This window comes from Microbacterium shaanxiense (assembly GCF_054779995.1).
In genome coordinates, this window is record NZ_BAAGXE010000004.1 from 123,170 (window position 1) to 143,910 (window position 20,741).

14 protein-coding genes are annotated in these 20,741 nt (G+C 67.4%); 10 read left to right on the top strand and 4 right to left on the bottom strand.

Features of this window, described 5'->3' with window-relative positions; all coding sequences use genetic code 11:
- Positions 1-53 precede the first annotated feature (53 nt).
- Both ACYVG2_RS14075 and ACYVG2_RS14080 read left to right on the top strand, forming a co-directional pair.
- Positions 54-1,754, top strand: a complete 1,701-nt coding sequence (locus ACYVG2_RS14075; protein ID WP_460781573.1) for a long-chain-fatty-acid--CoA ligase — start codon at positions 54-56, stop codon at positions 1,752-1,754.
- 70 nt (positions 1,755-1,824) lie between these two features.
- Positions 1,825-3,636, top strand: a complete 1,812-nt coding sequence (locus ACYVG2_RS14080; RefSeq protein ID WP_460781574.1) for a DEAD/DEAH box helicase — start codon at positions 1,825-1,827, stop codon at positions 3,634-3,636.
- A 33-nt stretch (positions 3,637-3,669) separates the two neighbouring features.
- Here the strand turns inward: ACYVG2_RS14080 and ACYVG2_RS14085 are convergent, their stop codons facing one another.
- A complete protein-coding gene (locus tag ACYVG2_RS14085; RefSeq protein WP_460781575.1) occupies positions 3,670-4,812 on the bottom strand; it encodes an ROK family protein in 1,143 nt (380 codons plus the stop codon).
- Between the two features lie 142 nt (positions 4,813-4,954).
- On the opposite strand from ACYVG2_RS14085, the gene ACYVG2_RS14090 reads away from it, so the two are divergent.
- From ACYVG2_RS14090 to ACYVG2_RS14110, 5 genes are read left to right on the top strand one after another with little or no spacing between them, the layout of a single operon-like run.
- A complete protein-coding gene (locus tag ACYVG2_RS14090) occupies positions 4,955-5,986 on the top strand; it encodes an NAD-dependent epimerase/dehydratase family protein (RefSeq protein WP_460781576.1) in 1,032 nt (343 codons plus the stop codon).
- Complete coding sequence (locus tag ACYVG2_RS14095; protein ID WP_460781577.1) at positions 5,986-7,062, top strand: dihydrodipicolinate synthase family protein; 1,077 nt, start codon at positions 5,986-5,988, stop codon at positions 7,060-7,062. The genes ACYVG2_RS14090 and ACYVG2_RS14095 overlap by 1 nt, the downstream gene beginning before the upstream one ends.
- Positions 7,059-8,039 (top strand): Gfo/Idh/MocA family oxidoreductase, encoded by a 981-nt coding sequence (locus ACYVG2_RS14100; RefSeq protein ID WP_460781578.1) that lies wholly within the window; start codon positions 7,059-7,061, stop codon positions 8,037-8,039. The genes ACYVG2_RS14095 and ACYVG2_RS14100 overlap by 4 nt, the downstream gene beginning before the upstream one ends.
- Positions 8,032-9,267: an Nramp family divalent metal transporter gene (locus ACYVG2_RS14105; protein ID WP_460781579.1), complete on the top strand. Its 1,236-nt coding sequence runs from the start codon at positions 8,032-8,034 to the stop codon at positions 9,265-9,267. The genes ACYVG2_RS14100 and ACYVG2_RS14105 overlap by 8 nt, the downstream gene beginning before the upstream one ends.
- Before the next feature lie 38 nt (positions 9,268-9,305).
- Positions 9,306-9,581 carry an acylphosphatase gene (locus ACYVG2_RS14110; RefSeq protein ID WP_460781580.1) on the top strand — a complete coding sequence of 92 codons (276 nt, stop codon included), beginning with the start codon at positions 9,306-9,308 and terminating at the stop codon, positions 9,579-9,581.
- On the opposite strand, the gene ligA is transcribed toward ACYVG2_RS14110, so the two are convergent.
- The 3 genes from ligA to ACYVG2_RS14125 are packed head-to-tail and all read right to left on the bottom strand — an operon-like array spanning position 9,582 to position 14,224.
- Positions 9,582-11,900, bottom strand: coding sequence for an NAD-dependent DNA ligase LigA (gene ligA, locus ACYVG2_RS14115; protein WP_460781581.1), 2,319 nt, complete (start codon positions 11,898-11,900; stop codon positions 9,582-9,584).
- 41 nt (positions 11,901-11,941) lie between these two features.
- Positions 11,942-13,039, bottom strand: coding sequence for a tRNA 2-thiouridine(34) synthase MnmA (mnmA, locus tag ACYVG2_RS14120; protein WP_460781582.1), 1,098 nt, complete (start codon positions 13,037-13,039; stop codon positions 11,942-11,944).
- Between the two features lie 9 nt (positions 13,040-13,048).
- Positions 13,049-14,224 carry a cysteine desulfurase family protein gene (locus ACYVG2_RS14125; protein WP_460781583.1) on the bottom strand — a complete coding sequence of 392 codons (1,176 nt, stop codon included), beginning with the start codon at positions 14,222-14,224 and terminating at the stop codon, positions 13,049-13,051.
- Positions 14,225-14,333: 109 nt separating this feature from the next.
- On the opposite strand from ACYVG2_RS14125, the gene glgX reads away from it, so the two are divergent.
- The 3 genes from glgX to glgB all read left to right on the top strand — a co-directional run bounded on the left by glgX (position 14,334) and on the right by glgB (position 20,731).
- Entirely contained in the window at positions 14,334-16,403 is a 2,070-nt protein-coding gene (gene glgX, locus ACYVG2_RS14130; protein ID WP_460781584.1) for a glycogen debranching protein GlgX, read from the top strand.
- A 63-nt stretch (positions 16,404-16,466) separates the two neighbouring features.
- Positions 16,467-18,557 (top strand): maltotransferase domain-containing protein, encoded by a 2,091-nt coding sequence (locus tag ACYVG2_RS14135; protein WP_460781585.1) that lies wholly within the window; start codon positions 16,467-16,469, stop codon positions 18,555-18,557.
- Positions 18,554-20,731: a 1,4-alpha-glucan branching protein GlgB gene (gene glgB, locus ACYVG2_RS14140; protein WP_460781586.1), complete on the top strand. Its 2,178-nt coding sequence runs from the start codon at positions 18,554-18,556 to the stop codon at positions 20,729-20,731. Before ACYVG2_RS14135 ends, glgB begins: the two co-directional genes overlap by 4 nt.
- Positions 20,732-20,741 lie beyond the last annotated feature (10 nt).

Genomic DNA, 20,741 nt, shown 5'->3' on the forward strand with positions numbered 1-20,741 from the left:
CCATCGACGGCCCCGCGCGCCGTCCTGGCCGTGCGGCGCAATAGGCTGTCGCCATGACGACGTTCGATCCCCCTCGTCCATGGGTCGCCAGCTACGCCGAGGGTGTGCCCGAAGAGCTCTCCCCCGTCGACGGTTCACTCGTCGACATCGTCGCGGCGTCCGCACGCGACTATCCGGATGCTGTCGCGCTGCAGTTCTTCGGGCAGGAGACGACGTACGCCGAGCTGCAGAGCGCGATCGACCGCGCCGCCGCAGGCCTGCGCGATCTGGGCGTCGGCCAGGGAGACCCTGTCGCGATCGTGCTGCCGAACTGTCCGCAGCACATCATCGCGTTCTACGCCGTCCTGCGCCTCGGCGCGGTGGTCGTCGAGCACAACCCGCTGTACACGCCGCGAGAGCTGCGCAAGCAGTTCGAGGATCACGGGGCCAAGCACGCGATCGTGTGGAGCAAGGTCGTGAAGACCGTGCAGGAGTTCCCCGCAGACCTCGCCGTCACGTCGCTGGTGTCGGTGGACGTCACGACGGCGATGCCGCTGCTCACACGGATCGCCCTGACCCTGCCGATCGCGAAGGCACGCGAGTCCCGCGCCGCGCTCACAGAGAAGGTGCGCGGTGCGATCTCGTGGAAGCAGGTCGTCGGTGCGACGCCGCTGCCCGCGTCGCATCCGAAGCCCACGACCGACGATCTCGCGATCATCCAGTACACCTCCGGTACGACCGGCACGCCCAAGGGTGCCGCGCTGACCCACCGCAACCTGCTCTCCAACGCCGCGCAGGCGAAGGCTTGGGTGCCGTCGATCCGACGCGGTCACGGCTGCGTCGTGTACGCCGTGCTGCCCATGTTCCACGCCTACGGCCTGACGCTCTGCCTGACGTTCGCGATGTCGATGGGCGCGCGCCTCGTGCTCTTCCCGAAGTTCGATCCCGAGTTGGTCCTCGACGTCGTGAAGAAGCACCCGGCGACCTTCCTGCCGCTCGTGCCCCCGATCGCAGATCGGCTGCTCAAGGCCGCCGAGGCCAGAGGCATCTCGCTCGCCGGCACTGAAGTCGCGATCTCCGGTGCGATGGCCCTGCCGCACGAGCTGGTCGTGCCGTTCGAGGAGGCCACCGGCGGCTACCTCGTCGAGGGTTACGGTCTCAGCGAATGCTCGCCCGTGCTGATGGCGAATCCGGTGGCGGAGCACCGCGTCCCCGGCACGGTGGGGCTTCCGCTCCCCGGCACCGAGTGCCGTGTCGTGGACCCGGAGAATCCCACCGAGGACGTCGAGCCCGGCGCTCCTGGCGAACTCGTGGTGCGCGGACCGCAGGTGTTCGGCGGCTACTACGGCAAGCCGGAAGCCACCGAGGAATCGTTCGTCGACGGCTGGTATCGCACCGGCGACATCGTGACGATCGACGAGAAGGGATTCGTGCGCATCGTCGACCGCATCAAGGAGCTCATCGTCACCGGTGGCTTCAACGTCGCACCGACTGAGGTCGAGAACGCCCTGCGGCAGCACCCGTCGGTGGCGGACGCCGCAGTGGTCGGCCTGCACAGCGACCACTCCGGTGAAGAAGTGGTCGCCGCGGTCGTCCTGGACGCCGGCGCCGAACTCGACGAGGAGGCCATTCGCCAGTTCGCGCGCAGCATCCTCACCGCGTACAAGGTCCCGCGGAGGATCTTCGTGGTCGACGAACTCCCGAAGTCACTGATCGGAAAGGTGCTGCGTCGTCAGGTCAGGGAGAAGCTCGAATCGCTCACGAGCAGCAGCTGACGCCGCGTCTTCACAGGTGCGCGGCGACTCGACGCGCTACGTTTAGGTAGTGACCCCTGAAGATGCAGATTTGAACGAGCCCACCGAAGAATCCCCCACGACCCCCGGATTCGAGGAACTCGGCATCACCGGACCCGTCCTCGCCGCGATCCGCGGCCTCGGGTACGAGACTCCGTCGCCCATCCAGGCGGCCACCATCCCGACGCTGCTCGGCGGCCGCGACGTCGTGGGCATGGCCCAGACCGGAACCGGCAAGACCGCGGCGTTCGCGCTGCCGGTTCTCGAGCGACTCGACGTCTCCCAGAAGACGCCGCAAGCCCTCGTGCTGGCGCCGACGCGTGAGCTCGCGCTCCAGGTCTGCGAGGCGTTCGAATCGTACGCGGCGAAGATGAAGGGCGTGCACGTGCTGCCCGTCTACGGCGGTCAGGGTTACGGCGTGCAGCTTTCCGCGCTCCGTCGCGGCGTGCATGTGATCGTCGGCACACCGGGTCGCATCATGGACCACCTCGCCAAGGGCACGCTCGATCTCTCCGCTTTGAAGTACCTCGTACTCGACGAGGCGGACGAGATGCTGAAGATGGGCTTCGCCGAGGACGTCGAGCAGATCCTCGCGCAGACTCCGGCCGAGAAGCAGGTCGCGCTGTTCTCCGCGACCATGCCGCCGCAGATTCGCCGGCTCGCGCAGAAGTACCTGCATGACGCCGAGGAGATCACGGTCAAGTCGAAGACCGCGTCGAGCACGAACATCACTCAGCGCTACCTCGTCGTCTCCTACCAGCAGAAGGTCGACGCCCTCACGCGCATCCTCGAGGTCGAGAACTTCGACGGCATGATCGTCTTCGTCCGCACGAAGAACGAGACCGAGACCCTCGCCGAGAAGCTGCGGGCGCGCGGATACTCCGCCGCCGCCATCAACGGCGATGTGGCGCAGGTTCAGCGCGAGCGCAGCGTCAACCAGCTCAAGGACGGCAAGCTCGACATCCTCGTCGCCACCGACGTCGCCGCCCGCGGTCTCGACGTCGAGCGCATCAGCCACGTCATCAACTACGACATCCCCACCGACACCGAGTCGTACACGCACCGCATCGGCCGTACCGGTCGCGCAGGACGCACCGGTGACGCGATCAGCTTCATCACGCCGCGCGAGCGCTACCTGCTCAAGAGCATCGAGAAGGCGACCCGTCAGGCTCCGACGCAGATGACGTTGCCGAGCACCGAAGACGTGAACACCACGCGCCTCGCTCGCTTCGACGACGGCATCACTGCCGCGCTCGCCGAGACGAGCCGCATCGAAGCGTTCCGCGACATCGTCGCCCACTACGTGCGCAATCACGATGTGCCAGAGGGTGACGTCGCCGCCGCGCTCGCCGTCGTCGCGCAGGGCAAGACGCCGCTGCTGCTCGACCCCGCCAACGACCCACTGACCGCAGCGGTCGAGCGCGACAACCGTCCCCGCCGTGATTCGGGTGATCGTCCCGAGCGCGGCACCGGGCCACGCACCGAGCGCCGCAGCCGCAGCGACTACGCGCCGTACCGCATCGAGGTCGGCCGCCGTCACCGGGTCGAGCCCCGGCAGATCGTCGGCGCGCTGGCCAACGAGGGCGGCCTCGGGCGCGACGACTTCGGAGGGATCAAGATAAACCCGGACTTCTCGATCGTCGAGCTGCCCGCGAACCTCAGCCCTTCGGTGCTCGACAAGCTCAAGGACACCCGCATCTCCGGCCGCCTGATCGAGATCAAGGCCGACCGCGGGGCCCCGGGGCGCCGCAGCAGCAGCGACGGCGCATCGCGCGGCGGCTACGAGCGCCGCGAGCGACCGTCCTACGGCGACCGCCCCGCCCGCGACGACAAGCCTTACCGCAAGCCGCGCCACAAGGACTGAGCTGGTCGATCCTGCCGCCCGTTGTCGGGCACGTCACGCAGTGACGTCGTGGTGGCGCCACGGCAGGATCGGCGGAATACCCATCTCCTCCAGCCCGTAGATGTCGTAAGAGTTCTTCCGGAATGCGAGGACGAGTGCTCCATGAGCGGCCGCTTCGTCGCCGAGCCGCGCCTTGACGACGGGGATCTCGACGGAGAGCCGCAGGTGTCGCGCGACCGCTTCGCGCAGAGGTGCCAGGAACTCGTCGTGAGCCTGTGAAAGACCACCGCCGACTACCACCTTGGCAGGATCGACCGCCATCACGAGGATTGCCAGCGCTCTTGCCAGTCGTTCGACGAAACCCCCGATCTCCTCCCGGGCTTCGCCATCACCATCACGGGCGCGCGCGAACACCTCTGCGGCGGTGCGACCGTTCCTCCAGGAGATCTCCCCGGCCCCCGCCTGGAGCTCCGGCATGATGAGACGTCCGATGTCGCCTGCGACCTCGTGCACGCCTCGGCGCGCTTGTCCCCCGAGGATCAGGGCCATCGCGACGCGATTGCCGACCGACAGATAGAGCACGTCTGAAACGAGTTGCGCCGCCCCGAGATGATGCTCCGCGACGGCGGCAAGGCGCACACCGTTGTCGACGGCGACTGTCACACCGAGCGACCCTGCGAGATGGTTGCCGATATCCACGCCCGACCACTCGGGTATGACGACGGAGTTGAGCACGACGCCAGACTCACTGACGATACCCGGCAAGGACAACCCGATCGCCCGCAACTGCGCCATCGGAATTCCCGCGGTCCGGAGAGTGCTCCGCACCTCACCGACCACGGCGGCGAGCTTTGATGCACCATCGGGATGATCACTCACGCCCGCACCGATCTGATGCGCCAGAACCTCTCCGCTCAGGTCGGAGATGACGACGCGGATGCTGGCGTTGCCGACATCGACACCGGCTACGCAGCCTCGGCCGGCGTCGAACGCATACGACCTCGATGGCCTGCCCACGCCTGCGCCGCTCGTGGTGGTACGGCTGAGCACGCCGTCATCCGTCAACGGACCTATCGCATTCTCAACCGAGGTACGCGAGACCTGCAACGACCTGGCGAGACCGTTGACTGTCGCCGGTCCCGCGTCGCGGAGCTGCGTGACGATGCGCGCCGCGATCGACGACGGTTGCTTCTGCATGTCGGCCTCCTCCGATAAAAGCACTCTAGTGGCAGAAAGATGCCAACGTCTGAACGCATCTAACAGAACCCGATCGCGTCGATGATTGCGAATTATCACACTGTGGTGTTTAATTTCGGAAACCGCACCTGGAGGAGCACCGATGACACGTGGACCCGCTTCCGAAGCTGAACTCGAGACACGACTGGTGACGCCCAGTCCCGCGCTCATCGCCGACCTCGCCCAAGGCAGCGGTGATCTCGCGATCCTCGGCGCCGGCGGCAAGATGGGTCCGACGCTCGCCCTCCTCGCCCGCAACGCACTCGACGCGGCGGGGCGCGAGAGCGACACCGTCTACGCCGTCTCCCGGTTCGGCGATGCCCGCCTTAGAGAGCGTCTGGCCGGAGCCCGCGTGGAGGTGATTCCGTTCGATCTCATCGCGGAGGACGACCTGACCGCACTCCCCGACGCGGAGAACGTCGTGTTCATGGTCGGTGCGAAGTTCGGTGCCGCGTCCAGTCCAGCGTGGACCTGGGCGGTCAATGCTGCGCTCCCCGACCGCATCGCCCGCCGCTATCCGGACAGCGCCATCTCGGCGCTCTCCACCGGCAATGTCTATCCCTTCGTATCGCCCTCCTCCGGTGGCTGCGCAGAAGAGGTCGATCCATCGCCCATCGGAGAGTATGCGCAGTCCTGCCTCGGCCGTGAGCGTGTTCTCGAGTTCGCTGCCCAGAGGCAAGGAACGCGGGTCTCGCTCGTACGGCTGAACTACGCCATCGACCTCCGCTACGGCGTCCTCGCCGACATCGGCAGCGCCGTCTTCGCCGGCGAGCCGGTGTCTGTCGCCACGACGAACGTGAACGTGGTCTGGCAGGGATATGCGAACGAGGTCGTCCTCCGCAGTCTGACCCGAGCGACGCCTGACGTGTTCACGATCAATCTCACCGGACCCGAGATGCTCAACGTCGAGAACCTGGCCCGACGCTTCGGCGACCTGCTTGGTCGTGACGTCGAGATCACGGGCGAACCTCAGCAGACTGCTCTGCTCAGTGATTCACGCAGATGCATGGCTCTTTTCGGATACCCCGAGGTTTCCGCCGACGCCTTGATCGAGTGGCAGGCGAAATGGATACGCGACGGACTCCCGATGACGGCGAAGCCCACCAAGTGGGCCGTACGGGACGGCCGATTCTGATGGCGAGCACTCCACGGCTTCGGCCTGCCGCTGCGACCATGCTCTCCCGCGGGTGCGTCATTCCTGCGCAGCCGCTCGCCCTGACCGCGGCGCGCACGCTCGACGAGCGCCGTCAGCGGGCTCTCACCCGCTACTACCTCGATGCCGGTGCCGGCGGTCTCGCCGTCGGAGTGCACACGACACAGTTCGAGATCCGCGATCCCGAGCACGCGCTCCTGGAGCCCGTGCTGTCTCTGGCCGCGGAGGAAGTCCGCGCCCAGCGCGAGGAGAGTCTCGTGCTGATCGCCGGCGTCGCAGGCGAGACCGAACAGGCGGTCGCAGAAGCGGAACTCGCACGTGGCCTCGGATACGATGCCGTACTCGTGAGCCCCCGGGTCGCGGGGGCGACCGAGCGGACTCTTCTCGAGCGCGCCCGCGCCGTCGGCGAAGTGCTCCCCCTCGTCGGGTTCTACCTGCAGACAGCGATAGGCGGACCCACGCTCACCCGTGAGTTCTGGCGGGAGTTCGCCTCTATCCCTTCCGTCGTCGCGGTGAAGGCGGCGCCGTTCGACCGGTACCGCACGCTGGAGCTCGTGCGCGGAATCGCGGAGTCCGGTCGCTCCGACGAGATCGCACTGTACACCGGCAATGACGATGCCATCGTGGCCGACCTGCTCTCGGAGTTCCATGTCGATTCACCGGACGGCCCGCGCACGCTCAGATTCGTGGGCGGACTGCTGGGACAGTGGGCTGTCGGCACGCGAGCAGCGGTGCGTCTTCTCGAGCGCGCCCATCGCGCCGCTTCCGGCGATCTGCAGGCGCTGCAGCAGCTCGCCGGGCAGAGCTCGGATGTCACCGACCTCAACCAGGCGGTCTTCGACCCCGGCCACGACTTCCACGGCGTGATCGCCGGCGTCCATGAACTCCTCCGTCAACAGGGTCTTCTCGAAGGCATCTGGTGCCTGAATCCGGAGGAGGGTCTCTCGCCCGGTCAAGCCGAGGAGATCGGACGAGTGCGTCGCGCATATCCTGATCTGAACGACGACGACTTCGTCGCGGAGAATCTCCACCGTTGGCTCGAGGAGAGACCGACGTGACCACTCTTCGCATCGCGTTCGCAGGACTCGCCCACTCACATCCGTTCACGGATGCGACGAACCTGCTGGCGCTCCGGGAGCAGGGCGAAGACATCACGTTGGTCGCGGCCTATGATTCCGACGCGGGGACGCTCTCCGAGTTCGCCCGGCGGTTCGCCATCCGCGAGGTCTCTTCGTTGGATGACGTCGCGGCGGCAGGACCGGACCTCGTCATCGCCACGCCTCGCCCGCACGAGATAGCTCCGACCGTCGAACCGCTGCTTCGCGACACTGAGGCGCAGCTCTTCTTCAACAAGGTCGTCGCTGCCTCTGAAGCGCAGCTCTCGGAATGGCAGGAGGCGATCAGCGCAGCACCGGACCGTGTCGGCACATCGTCCGTGTTGCGGTTCGCCCCCGCCATCGTGAATATCGCAGAACGAGTCCGCAGTGCCGACGTGCAGATGGTGCGGGTGCTGGCGCAGCATGACCTCGGGATGTTCCTGGCGCCTGATCGCCGGTGGCAGGACGACCCGGCAAGAGGCGGCGGCACGCTTGTGACTGTCGGCACCCACGCGTGGGAGATGATCGGCCGCGTGTTCCCCGGGGCGATCGCTGATAATGACGTGTCCGGATGGGTCCATCGCTCACCGAGCTCGCGTTCCGCCTCGGAGGACGGCGCGGCGATGAGCGGCACCTTTGCGCTGCCGGACGGAACGTCCATCCCCTACAGCATCGTCATCGGTGGATCTCCCGGCCCTGAGATCTTCTCGATCGACGTCTTCACTTCAAATGGAGTGCTCCGGGCCGACCTCGAGCATCCGAATCCCGGCCATTCACTGGGCTACGCCGAACTCGCGCGCACCCTGATATCCCGCACCTCTCGTGGCCTCTCGACGGCGCCGTGGAGTTCAGCGCAGACCGTGATCGGCAACACCATCCGCACAGCACATGCGCTGCGCGGTTCCCCCCGCACAGGAAAGAGTTCGCGTCATGTCTAATTCGGCTTCGTCTCCCCCGGTCACGACGGCTTCCGCGAAGAAGAAGGGAGTGTTCTCATCGATCGGACCGGCCTTCATCACCGCCGCACTCGTGTTCGGTCCGGGCTCCATCGCGACGGCGAGTTCGATGGGTGCCTCGTTCGCATACGAACTGCTCTGGGTTCCCGTGATCGCCACCATCCTCATGCTGTGCTTCGTGAACATCGGGGTCCGAATCGGTCTGACGACGGACAAGAGCATCCTCGGGACGATCACGAAGCGACTCACCGGTGTCGTGGCAATCCTGGTGGGGATCGGTTCATTCCTCGTCGTCACCTCGTTCCAGGCTGGGAACTCAGCCGGAACCGGCGCCGCCGGCCAGCTTCTGTTCGGTGGGGACCCTCGCGTCTTCGCGGTCGTGTTCACCGTTGTGGGTCTCGTCTTCGTGTGGATTCCGAAGTTCTACTCCGTGCTGGAGAAGGTCATGATCGCCATCATCCTCGTCATGCTCGTGGCGATGATCACGACGGCCGTCGTCAGCAAGCCGGACATGAGTGCGGTGATCGCGGGCCTCGTTCCACGCATACCTGACGGATCCGCACCGCTCGTCGTCGGTCTCGCGGCGACGACGTTCTCCGTCGTCGGCGCGCTGTACCAGATCCAACTGGTTCGAGAGAAGGGGTGGACTGCCACCGACTTCAAGAGTGCTCGCAGGGACGCCGTCATCGGGACGCTGATTCTCGGTGTCCTCTCCGCCGTCATCATGATCGCGGCAGCGGCCACTCTGAACCCCGCCGGCATCGAGGTGAGCTCGCCCGCGGCGCTCGCGCAGATCCTTGAGCCGATCGGTCCGTGGGCCGTCATTCTGTTCGCGATCGGACTGTGGTGCGCGGCGTTCTCATCGATGATCGGAAACTCGACGATCGGCGGGACGATGCTCGCGGGCGTCTTCAAGGCGGACGGCGGCGGGATCTCGTCGCTTCCGGTGAAGCTCTGCATCTCTCTCGTGATCATCCTCGGCGGCGTCGTCGCCGCAGTCTTCGGTGGCGTCCCCATCCAGCTCATCGTCACAGCCCAGGCCGTGACGATCCTCGCCGTACCGCTCATCGGTGTCGTGATGGTGATCCTCGGCAGACACCGGGACCGCGGCGCGCTGAGGATCGGTGTCCCGCAACTGCTGCTGGCGCTGATCGGGCTGGCGTTCCTAGTCTTCCTCGCCATGACCTACTTGGGAAACTTCCTCCGGTGAAGGGCTCTCCTCGTTCCTTCCGCTGGCATCCTTGAACGATGAGGTCGGTGCGAGCAGTCGTGCGCGGACGAGTGCAGGGCGTCGGGTTCCGGTGGTTCACACAGGACGCGGCGACCGCTCACTCGGTGACCGGCTGGGTTCGCAACACCCGCGATGGAACGGTGGAAGCCGAGCTGCACGGGGCGGATGCTGAGGTGCGGTCCGTCCTCGATGCGATGACTCAGGGCCCGTCCGGTGCGCAGGTCGACGAGGTGACGGTGACCGAGGTGCCGGCACGCACGGCGGGAGGATTCGAGATCCGCCCGACCGCCTGATCAGCTGTCCAGCGCGTCCGGCCCCTCGGTGACGAGGATGTGGAACTGGGCGGCGTCCAGGATGCGGATGCCGAGTTCCTCCGCCTTTCCGAGCTTGGAGCCGGCACCGGGACCGGCCGCGACGAAGTCGGTCTTCTTCGAGACGCTCGAGGCGGCCTTGCCGCCGGCGTTGATGATCGCCTCCTGCGCGCCGTCGCGGGTGTACCCGTCGAGCGAACCGGTCGCGACGACCGTGAGCCCCTCGAGCACTCCGCCCTCGACCGTCGCCGCCCCAGGGCCGGGGTGACCCGGAGTCGTCCACCGCACTCCTGCGGCTGACCATCGATCGACGATGTCGACGTGCCAGTCGACCTCGAACCAGGCCAGCAGCGAGTCGGCGATGATCCCTCCGACGCCTTCGACGGCGGCGAGCTCCTCACGAGATGCCGCGCGGATCGCATCGAGCGACCCGAACCACTGCGCCAGCGCGCGGGCCGCGACAGGACCGACATGGCGGATGTTCAATGAGACCAGCAGCCGCCAGAGATCCTTCGTCTTGGCCTTCTCCAGCTCGGCCAGCAGCTTGACCGCCTGAGACGACGGCTGCGGACCTTCCACTCCGGTCTTCTTCTCGGCCGCTGTCGGATTGCGGCGGAACGGCGATCGGGTCTTGACGAGACCGTCCTCGTCCTCCTTCGGCAGCCCCGTCTCGGCATCGCGCACGACGACGGAGATGGGTACGAGGTCCTCCAACGTGAGCGAGAAGAGACCGGCCTCGGTATCCAGTGGGGCGACAGCCGGCGCCTCGGCCTGCGTGAGAGCTGCCGCAGTAACCTCGCCGAGCACCTCGATGTCGAGCGCGCCGCGCGAGCCGATGTGCTCGACGCGTCCGCGCACCTGCGCAGGGCACGAGCGCGCGTTCGGGCAGCGCAGGTCGATGTCGCCTTCTTTCATCGGGCGCAGCGGTGTTCCGCATTCGGGGCATCCGTCCGGCATGACGAACTCGCGTTCGGTGCCGTCGCGCTTCTCGACGACCGGCCCCAGCACCTCGGGGATGACGTCGCCGGCCTTGCGCAGCACGACCGTGTCGCCGATCAGAACGCCCTTGGCCTTCACGACGTCCTTGTTGTGCAGCGTCGCCTGGCGCACGACGGATCCCGCGACATGCGCGGGTGCCATCACGGCGAACGGCGTCGCGCGTCCGGTGCGTCCGACCGAGACGACGATGTCGAGCAGCTTCGTCTGCACCTCCTCGGGCGGGTACTTGTAGGCGATCGCCCAGCGCGGAGCACGACTTGTCATGCCCAGCTCGTCGTGCAGCGCCAGCTCGTCGACCTTGACCACGATGCCGTCGAGCTCGTGCTCGATGTCGTGCCGGTGCTCGCCGAAGTGCTCGACGAAGGCGACGACCTCGTCGATGCCGTGGCAAACCTGCGAGTGCGGGCTCATCGGCAATCCCCAAGAGGCCAGCAGATCGTAGATCTCGCTCTGTGAATCGACGGGCGGATTCGGCCATGCGCCGATGCCGTGCACGTACAGCGACAGCGAGTTCACGCGCAACAGTCCTGCTTCGAGTTCCAGCCCGCTCTTCTTGTCGATCTGCTGCCGCAGGCCACCGCTCGCGGCGTTGCGGGGGTTGGCGAAGGCGGGGAAGCGCCGCGCGGCGGCCGCACGCGCCTTCTCCTCCTCGAACGGCTTCTTGGTGCCGCCTCGTGCATCCCACCGCGACAGCGTGTCGGCGTACGCGCGGTCGCGGAACGACGCCTGCGCCGCGTTGAGCCGTTCGAAGGCCGCGACCGGGATGAACACCTCGCCGCGCACCTCCACGATGGGCGGATGCCCCTCACCGGTCAGCTTCTCGGGGATGTCGGCGAGGCGGAGCGCGTTCTCCGTGACGATCTCACCGACCCTGCCATCACCGCGCGTCGCGGCCGACGTGAGGATGCCGTTCTCGTACCGCAGGTTGATCGCAAGGCCGTCGATCTTCAGTTCGGTGAGCCAGGCGACCTCGCGGCCGGACGAGGACTGCGTCTTCGCGGCCCACTCGCGCAGCTCGTCGATCGAGAAGACGTTGTCGAGGCTCAGCATGCGCTCCGCATGCTCGATCGTCGCGAGGCCGGTGACCTCGGCCGCACCGACCGTCTGCGTCGGCGAGTCCTGCCCCTGCAGCTCGGGATGCAGTCGCTCGAGCTCTTCGAGTCGATGCATCCAGCCGTCGTAGGTGGCGTCGTCGACCAGCGAGGTGTCGCGACCGTAGTACGCGTCCTTCGCCTCGAGGATTCGCGTGGTCAGGTCGTCTGCTTCGACGCGGGCGTCTTCCAGCGAGATGTTCTCCGGCACGGTCCCAGTCTACGAGCGGGCACCGACATCCGAAGCCTGACTCACGCGTCGACCGGAACGGCCGAGACCGTCCTGTCGATCGTGAACTGCCCGAGCACGCGGGTGCCGATGTAGAGCACCGCGGTCTGTCCAGGGGCGACGCCGTCGAGGGGCACCTCCGGCACGACGTCCACGCCGTCCGCCGAGACCGTCGCACGCGCCGGCACCGGCTCGGAGTGCGCGCGGATCTGCACGTGGCAGTCGAACTGCGATGCCGTCGGGGCGGCACCGGCCCACGAGTACCGCTCCCCCGAGATCTCGCCGATCGCCAGCGCCTCCTTGGGTCCGACCACAACGGTGTTCGACACCGGACGCACCTCGAGCACGAACCGCGGCTTGCCGTCGGCCGCAGGTACGCCGAGCTTGAGGCCGCGGCGCTGACCGACGGTGAAAGCGTGTGCGCCGTCGTGCGAGCCGACCACCGCGCCGGAGCGGTCAAGGATCTCGCCCTGCTCAGCCCCGACCTTCTCGGCCAGCCATCCGCGCGTGTCGCCGTCGGGGATGAAGCAGATGTCATGGCTGTCGGGCTTCTGCGCGACGCTGAGCCCGCGCTCGGCCGCCTCGGCCCGCACCAGGGCCTTCGACGGCGTCGAGCCGAGCGGGAAGTACGTATGAGCGAGCTGCTCGGCAGTGAGCACGCCCAGGACGTAGGACTGATCCTTCGCGTTGTCGGATGCCCGATGCAGCTCCAGCCCGTCCTCGCCGTCGATGAGCGTCGCGTAATGGCCGGTGCACACGGCATCGAAGCCGAGTTCGATCGCGCGCTCCAGCAACGCGGCGAACTTGATCTTCTCATTGCAGCGCATGCAGGGGTTGGGGGTGCGACCGGCCTGATACTCGGAGATGAAGTCATCGATCACGTCGTCGCGGAACCGTTCGGAGAAGTCCCAGACGTAGAACGGGATCCCGAGCTTGTCCGAGGCTCTGCGCGCATCCATGGCGTCCTCGATCGTGCAGCAGCCCCTGCTGCCAGTGCGCAGCGTGCCACCGGCCCTCGAGAGGGCGAGGTGCACGCCGGTGACGTCGTGGCCGGCCTCCACGGCGCGGGCCGCCGCGACGGCCGAGTCGACGCCGCCGCTCATCGCCGCAAGAATTCGCATTCGTCCAGTCTACGAGCGCGAAGCTGATGCGGACCCGGATGCGCGCGCATACGCGTCAGCGATCGCCGCGAGCACGGCGTCGACATCCGCGTCGGTCGACGTGCGGCCGAGCGTGAAGCGCAGCACGCTGCGGGCGTCCTGCTCGCTGCGCCCCATCGCCATGACGACGTGGGAGGGCTCGGCGACACCGGCCTGGCATGCGGAACCGGTGGATGCCGCGACCCCTGCGACATCGAGCAGGAAGAGCAGACTCTCCCCCACCGCTCCGGGGAACAGCACGTGCACGTTGTTCGGCAGGCGGTCGACCGGGTCTCCGAGCAGTTCGGCCGAGGGAACAGCGGTGCGGATGCCGCCGATCAGGCGATCACGCAGTCCGGTGAGTCGCGCCCCTTCTGCTTCGCGCTCCGCCTCCGCGAGCTCCAAGGCGACGGCGAAGGCCGCGGCGCCGGCGACATCCTGCGTCCCGGCTCGAAGTCCACGCTGCTGCGCACCTCCGTGCAGCAGTCCGGTGAGTCGGGCGGTGCGAGCGACCACGAGTGCGCCGACGCCCACGGGGGCGCCGATCTTGTGGCCCGCCGCGCTCATCGCGACCAGTCCCGCCCCCGCGGGCGCATCCGCTCGCAGATCGCGGAACGACAACGCGGCATGCCCGAGTGCCGCCACCGCATCGAGGTGAAGCGGGACGCGCGCCGCTGCGGCTGCATCCGCGAGAGCGGCCACATCGTTGACCGTGCCCACCTCGTTGTTCGCCACGAGCGCCGTCGCCAGCGCCGCACCCGTAAGCACCTCCGCGAACGCGTCCGCCTCGATACGGCCCGTCCCGGTCAGCGGCACGCGTCGCACCACTGCCCCCTCTGCGGCGAGAGCCGACACGGTGTCCATGCTCGCGTGATGCTCGCCATCCGGCAGGACGATCGCATCGGCGTCCGCTGCGCGCGCAGCCCACAGCCCGCGCAGCGCGGTGTTGATGGATTCGGTGCCTCCGGAGGTCAGAACGACCTCGATGGGGTCGCTGCCGAGAACCGCGGCGATCCGCTCCCGCGACTCCTCCAGCAGTCGACGGGCATCCTGACCTGCGCCGTGCGTCGAGGACGCGTTGCCGACGACGTCGGTGGCGGCCAGCCATGCATCCCGCGCCTCAGGGCGCAACGGCGTTGTCGCCGCATGATCGAGATAGAACCGCATCCCTCAACTCTCCCGCATTTCTCACGACATGGCACTTCTCGCGACACGACGAGTGGAACCGAGTACTCACTGTCATGAGACTGCAACACATCCCGCCTAATCTGTACTCATGCCTGAGTCCCATGACTTCACCGCGCCCGGCGGTGCCGCCCTCGACGATCTCGGAGTCCGTCTGCACGACGGCGTCGCGACGCTGCGCGTCTGGTCGCAGCACGCATCCTCGATCGAACTCGTCGTCTTCGATGAGACCGACCTCGACTGGGTCACCGACGAAGTCGACCTCGTGCGCGGTCCTGGTGACGTCTGGGAGGTGACCACCGACCTGCTGCAGCCGGGAACCCGGTACGCCGTCCGTGTGGGCGGACCGCACGGTCCTGGCAACACCTTCAACCCCGAGACCCTGCTGCTCGACCCGTACGCCAGAGGCCTCGCGCAGGGCGACGGCTACGAGGAATGGCGCTCGGTCGTCATCGTCGACGGCTTCGACTGGGGCGGGTCCCGCAAGCCAGGCATCCCGCTCGATCGCACGGTGATCTACGAAGCGCACCTCAAGGGGATCACCAAGCGCCACCCCGACGTGCCGCCCGCGCTGCACGGCACCTACGCCGGCCTCGCGCACCCCACGATGATCGACTACTTCCATTCGATCGGGGTGACCTCCATCGAACTCCTGCCCGTGCACGCCTTCGTCCCGGAGCCCCGCCTGCTCGAGCGCGGTCTGACGAACTACTGGGGATACAACACCCTCAACTTCTTCACCCCTCACGCGGCGTATGCCACGGAGGACGCACGCAAGGAGGGCCCCGAGGCCGTCCTCGCCGAGTTCAAGGGCATGGTCAAGCTGCTGCACGAAGGAGGCCTCGAGGTCATCCTCGACGTCGTCTACAACCACACCTCGGAAGAGGGCATCGGCGGACCGCGCTCGAGCCTTCGAGGCATCGACAACGCCGCCTACTATCGCCAGCAGGCCGACGGTGTGTACGTGGACACCACCGGGATCGGCAACACGCTCAACACCGCGATGGATGCCGGGGCACGACTGGTCCTCGATTCGCTCCGCTACTGGGCGCAGGAGATGCAGATCGACGGCTTCCGATTCGACCTCGCCGCAGCACTCGGCCGGGATGCGTCGCACGAGTACTCGCGCGAACACCCCCTGCTGCTGGCGATCAGGGACGATCCGGCGCTGAAGGGCGTCAAGCTCATCGCCGAGCCATGGGACGTCGGAATGGGAGGCTGGCAGACGGGCAATTTCCCGGACGGCTGGCACGAGTGGAACGATCGCTACCGGGATCGGGTGCGCAACTTCTGGCTCAGCGACATCGACTACGCACGCCGTGCTTCGGCGCCTGTCGGCATCGGCGGGTTCGCCACGCGACTCGCCGGCTCGTCGAACACCTTCAGCGAAGCCCGAGGTCCGCTCGCGAGCGTGAACTTCGTCACCGCGCACGACGGCTTCACCCTGCGCGATCTCGTCTCGTACGACGTCAAGCACAATGAGGCCAACGGCGAGGACAACCGCGACGGCGCCGACATGAACCGCGCGTTCAACCACGGCGTCGAGGGCCCCACCGATGACCCCTCGATCAAGGCGGCCCGCCGTAAGGCGATGCGGAACCTGCTCGGTACGCTCCTGCTCTCGGCCGGCATCCCCATGCTCACCGCAGGGGATGAGAACGGCCGCACCCAGCGCGGCAACAACAACGCCTATGCGCACGACTCGGATCTCACATGGATGAGTTGGGAGCACGAGGACTGGCAGAACGACCTGCGTGCGCATGTCGCCGCACTCACCCGCGTGCGCAGGGAGAACCCGGCGCTTCGACCGAGTCGGTACGCCCGCCTCGGCGAGCACACCCCGAACGCCTCGGTGATGGACTGGTACAACCAGGACGGCGAGACGATGGAGCAGGCGCAGTGGACCGACCCCGGTAATCGCACGCTGCAGTACGTGGCGGCATCGACTCCCGTCGACGAGCAGCCGAACCGCATCCTCCTCGTGGTGCACGGCATCGAGGCCCCCATCGACATCACGCTGCCGGCGGTCGAGGACGCCACGCGCTTCGTCTCGCTGTGGTCGAGCGCCGATGAGCGTCCGGATGCTGCATCGGAGACGTTCTCGCCCGGCGACGTGCTGGCCATGACCGGTACCTCGATGCGCCTCTTCCGCGTCGAATAGGGCCTCGGGAGCACGACACGCCCACGGGTGTCGGCACCGGTCGAGGCGCGGTACATTCAGGGTGTGGCTGCACGTTCTGGCAATCGTCCCGCGGAGCTTCGAAGCCCCGCACAGATCCCGCTGCGGCCGCGTGCCGCCGCTGAGCGCACGCCGGCGTCAGGCGGGCTCGATCACACGCTGACCGGGCGCATCCCGCTGGCCGAACCGCAGCCGGCCGCGCCGGGCGGTTTCTCCGCGAAGGCGTTCGCCGGCGAGGTCGTGCCGTTCCGCGTCGTGGCGTTCCGGGAGGGGCACGACCGGATCGGGGTGCACGTGCGCCTGACCGCGCCGGACGGACAGGAGAGTCTGCACCGGCTGACGGCCATCGGAGACGGCACCGACCGCTGGGAGGCCGCTATCGCCCTGGACAGGCAGGGCACCTGGCGGTACCGGTTCGAGGCGTTCGCCGACGACCACGCCACGTGGGCCCACGCCGCATCCGTCAAGATCGCCGCGGGGGTCGACGTCGAGGTGATGGCGGCGCTCGGACGCCGGCTGTTCGCACGCGCGGCGGCCGAGAAGCTCCGTCCGGCAGGCGAACGCACGCGCCTCAAAGAGGTCGCGTCGGCACTCGACGGGGCGGATGCCTCCACCGCCCTTTCGATCGCCGCCGATCCCGACCTCGCCGCGCTGTTCGACGCGCGGCCGCTCACCTCGCTCACATCGGCGACGCGCGAGCAGACGCTGATCGTCGAGCGGGCAGCAGCGGGCGTCGGTGCCTGGTACGAATTCTTCCCGCGATCAGAGGGCGCCAGGCGTCGCGCGGACGGCAGCATCAAGAGCGGCACGTTCCGCACCGCCGCGAAGCGCATTCCCGCCGTCGCGGCGATGGGTTTCGACGTGCTGTACCTGCCCCCGATCCACCCGATCGGCAAGACCCATCGCAAAGGCCCGAACAACACGCTCGACGCCGCGCCGGACGACCCGGGCTCTCCGTGGGCGATCGGCGCAGCCGAGGGCGGCCACGACGCGATCCACCCCGATCTCGGTTCCCTCGCGGACTTCCGGTTCTTCGTGCGCGAAGCGCGCAAGCTCGGCGTGGAGGTCGCGTTGGACCTCGCCCTCCAGGCCTCGCCCGATCATCCGTGGGTCGCCTCGCACCCGGAGTGGTTCACGACTCTCCCCGACGGAACGATCGCCTACGCCGAGAACCCGCCGAAGAAGTATCAGGACATCTACCCGCTGAACTTCGATGACGATCCCGACGGGCTCTCCGCCGAGGTGCTGCGCATCGTCGAGCACTGGGTGTCGCAGGGCGTCTCGATCTTCCGGGTGGACAATCCGCACACCAAGCCGCTCTGGTTCTGGGAGTGGTTGATCGCACAGGTCACCGCCGCGCATCCTGATGTCGTGTTCCTCGCGGAGGCGTTCACCCGTCCCGCCCCGCTGCGAGGACTCGCCGCGGCGGGGTTCCAGCAGAGCTACACCTACTTCACCTGGCGCAACACGAAACGCGAACTCGAGGAGTTCCTCACTGGCCTCGCCGAGGACACGGCGGACTTCCTGAGGCCGAACTTGTTCGTGAACACCCCTGACATCCTCACGGACTACCTGCAGTTCGGCGGTCGGGCCGCGTATCGCATCCGTGCGGCCATCGCGGCCACAGCCGCACCGACATATGGTGTCTACGCCGGCTACGAGCTGTACGAGAACGTGGCGCGGCCGGGCTCGGAGGAGAACATCGACAATGAGAAGTACGAGTACAAGCTGCGCGACTTCGCCGCTGCGGAGGCGTCCGGCGACTCACTGGCGCCGTTCCTCCGACGCCTGAACGACATCCGCGCCGCCCACCCTGCGCTGCGACAGCTGCGCAACCTCGACGTGCACTGGAGCGATGACGACAGCATCCTGGTCTATTCGAAGCATCTGGACGCCGCGTTCACCGGGACCGGCGCGGACGACACCGTCATCGTCGTCGTGAACGTCGACCCGCATTCCGTGCGCGAGACCACGGTGCACCTCGACACCCGCATCTGGGGCGTCGAACCCGGTGATCGCTTCGAGGTCGAGGATCTCATCACCGGCGCCGTGTGGACGTGGTCCGATCACGACTTCGTCAGGCTCGATGCATTCACCGAGCCGGTCCACATCCTCAAGGTGAAAGGACGATCATGAGCGACATCGAGGACGTCATCACATCACCCGATTGGGAGAGCGTGGCCGAGGGTGCGCATCATGCACCGCACGACGTGCTCGGCGCGCACCCCGTGCAGGATCCGACCGGACGCACCCACACGACGATCCGCGTGCGTCGACCGCTGGCGGAGAGCGTGGCTGCGGTGTTCTCGGACGGCACCAGGCTGCCGCTGGTCCATGCCGCTCACGGCATATGGGAGGGGCAGCATGAGGGATCACCGGTCGCGTACCGCGTAGCGACGACGTACACCGACGAGGAGGAGCAGATCGTCGGCGACCCGTACCGCCATCTTCCGAGCATCGGCGACCTCGATCTGCATCTGATCGCGGAGGGGCGCCACGAGCGGCTGTGGGAGGTCCTGGGCGCCAACGTGCACCTGTTCGACGGCGAGATCGGCGTCTCGTTCGCCGTGTGGGCGCCGAATGCCCGCGCGGTGCGCATCGTCGGAGAGCACAACGGCTGGAGCGGTGAAGGCCACAGCATGCGCTCGATGGGTGTGAGCGGGATCTGGGAGCTGTTCATCCCCGACCTCACCCCTGGATCGCTCTACAAGTATCAGATCCTCACCAAGGACGGCCGCTGGATCCTCAAGGCCGACCCGATGGCGCAGCGCACCCAGGTTCCGCCGGAGACGGCCTCGGCGGTGCCGTTCTCCGCGTACTCCTGGGGCGACGGCGCCTGGATGACGAGAAGGGCGGCCACGCATGCCGTCGCCCAGCCCATGTCGATCTACGAAGTGCACCTGGGCTCGTGGCGAGAAGGACTCGGCTACCGCGAGATCGCCGAACCGCTCATCTCGCACGTCCTCGACACCGGCTTCACACACGTGGAGTTCATGCCGCTCGCCGAGCATCCCTTCGGCGGTTCCTGGGGGTACCAGGTCAGCGGCTACTACGCGCCGACGGCGCGGTTCGGGAGCCCGGACGATCTGCGCCACCTCATCGATCGGCTGCATCAGGCCGGCATCGGCGTGATCCTCGACTGGGTGCCTGGGCACTTCCCCAAGGATGATTTCGCACTGGCCAGGTTCGACGGTCTGCCGCTGTACGAGCATCCCGATCCGCGGCGCGGCGAGCACCAGGACTGGGGCACGCTGATCTTCGACTACGGCAGGCCGGAGGTGCGCGGATTCCTCGTCGCCAATGCCCTCTACTGGTTCGACCAGTTCCACATCGACGGTCTGCGCGTGGATGCCGTGGCTTCGATGCTCTACCTCGACTATTCACGGCGCGACGGCGAGTGGGAACCCAACGTCCACGGCGGCCGGGAGAACCTCGAGGCGATCCGCTTCCTCCAGGAGGTCAATGCGACCGCGTACCGCGCGCACCCCGGAATCGTCATGATCGCGGAGGAATCGACCAGCTTCCCCGGTGTCACCGGCTCCACGGATCATGCGGGTCTGGGTTTCGGGTTCAAGTGGAACATGGGCTGGATGAACGACTCCCTCCAGTACATCGCCCGCGATCCGATGTACCGTGCGCACCACGAGGGCGAGATGACGTTCTCATTCGTGTACGCGTTCGGCGAGAACTACCTGCTTCCGATCAGCCACGACGAGGTGGTGCACGGCAAGGGCAGCCTGCTGTCGAAGATGCCGGGAGATCACGCGCACAAGCTCGCCAACGTCCGTGCGTACCTGGCGTACATGTGGGGGCACCCCGGCAAGAACCTGCTCTTCATGGGACAGGAGTTCGGCCAGCTCGCGGAATGGTCCGAGTCGCGCTCGCTCGATTGGTGGCTGCTGGAGCAGCCGTCCCACGCGCAGTTGCAGCACTTCGTCGGCGAGATGAACGGCGTGTACCGCGCGAGCGCTCCGCTGTGGGAGCGAGACGGAGACAGCACGCGATTCCGTCGCCTCGGCGCTCCGTCGTGGGATCCGAACGTGATCGCGTTCGAACGCCGCGACGAGCACGGCGGCCGTGTCATCGTCATCAGCAACTTCGCCGGCGTCGAACGGCCGTCACTCCCCCTCGACCTTCCTGTCGAGGGGGTCTGGGATGAGATCCTCAACACGGATGCCGTGGAGTTCGGCGGGTCCGGCATCGGCAACTACGGCCGGGTCGCCGCCCACATCGACGGCGATCACGGCACGCCGAAGACGAAGATCACCCTTCCGCCCCTGTCGACGATCTGGCTCCGGCACCGGAGCTGACCCGCAGGGC

Coding starts and splice junctions, on each gene's coding strand:
- ACYVG2_RS14075 (WP_460781573.1), top strand. CDS start 54: ATGACGACGTTCGATCCCCCTCGTCCATGGGTCGCCAGCTACGCCGAG.
- ACYVG2_RS14085 (WP_460781575.1), bottom strand. CDS start 4,812: ATGCAGAAGCAACCGTCGTCGATCGCGGCGCGCATCGTCACGCAGCTC.
- ACYVG2_RS14090 (WP_460781576.1), top strand. CDS start 4,955: ATGACACGTGGACCCGCTTCCGAAGCTGAACTCGAGACACGACTGGTG.
- ACYVG2_RS14095 (WP_460781577.1), top strand. CDS start 5,986: ATGGCGAGCACTCCACGGCTTCGGCCTGCCGCTGCGACCATGCTCTCC.
- ACYVG2_RS14105 (WP_460781579.1), top strand. CDS start 8,032: ATGTCTAATTCGGCTTCGTCTCCCCCGGTCACGACGGCTTCCGCGAAG.
- ACYVG2_RS14110 (WP_460781580.1), top strand. CDS start 9,306: ATGAGGTCGGTGCGAGCAGTCGTGCGCGGACGAGTGCAGGGCGTCGGG.
- mnmA (WP_460781582.1), bottom strand. CDS start 13,039: ATGCGAATTCTTGCGGCGATGAGCGGCGGCGTCGACTCGGCCGTCGCG.
- ACYVG2_RS14125 (WP_460781583.1), bottom strand. CDS start 14,224: ATGCGGTTCTATCTCGATCATGCGGCGACAACGCCGTTGCGCCCTGAG.
- glgX (WP_460781584.1), top strand. CDS start 14,334: ATGCCTGAGTCCCATGACTTCACCGCGCCCGGCGGTGCCGCCCTCGAC.
- glgB (WP_460781586.1), top strand. CDS start 18,554: ATGAGCGACATCGAGGACGTCATCACATCACCCGATTGGGAGAGCGTG.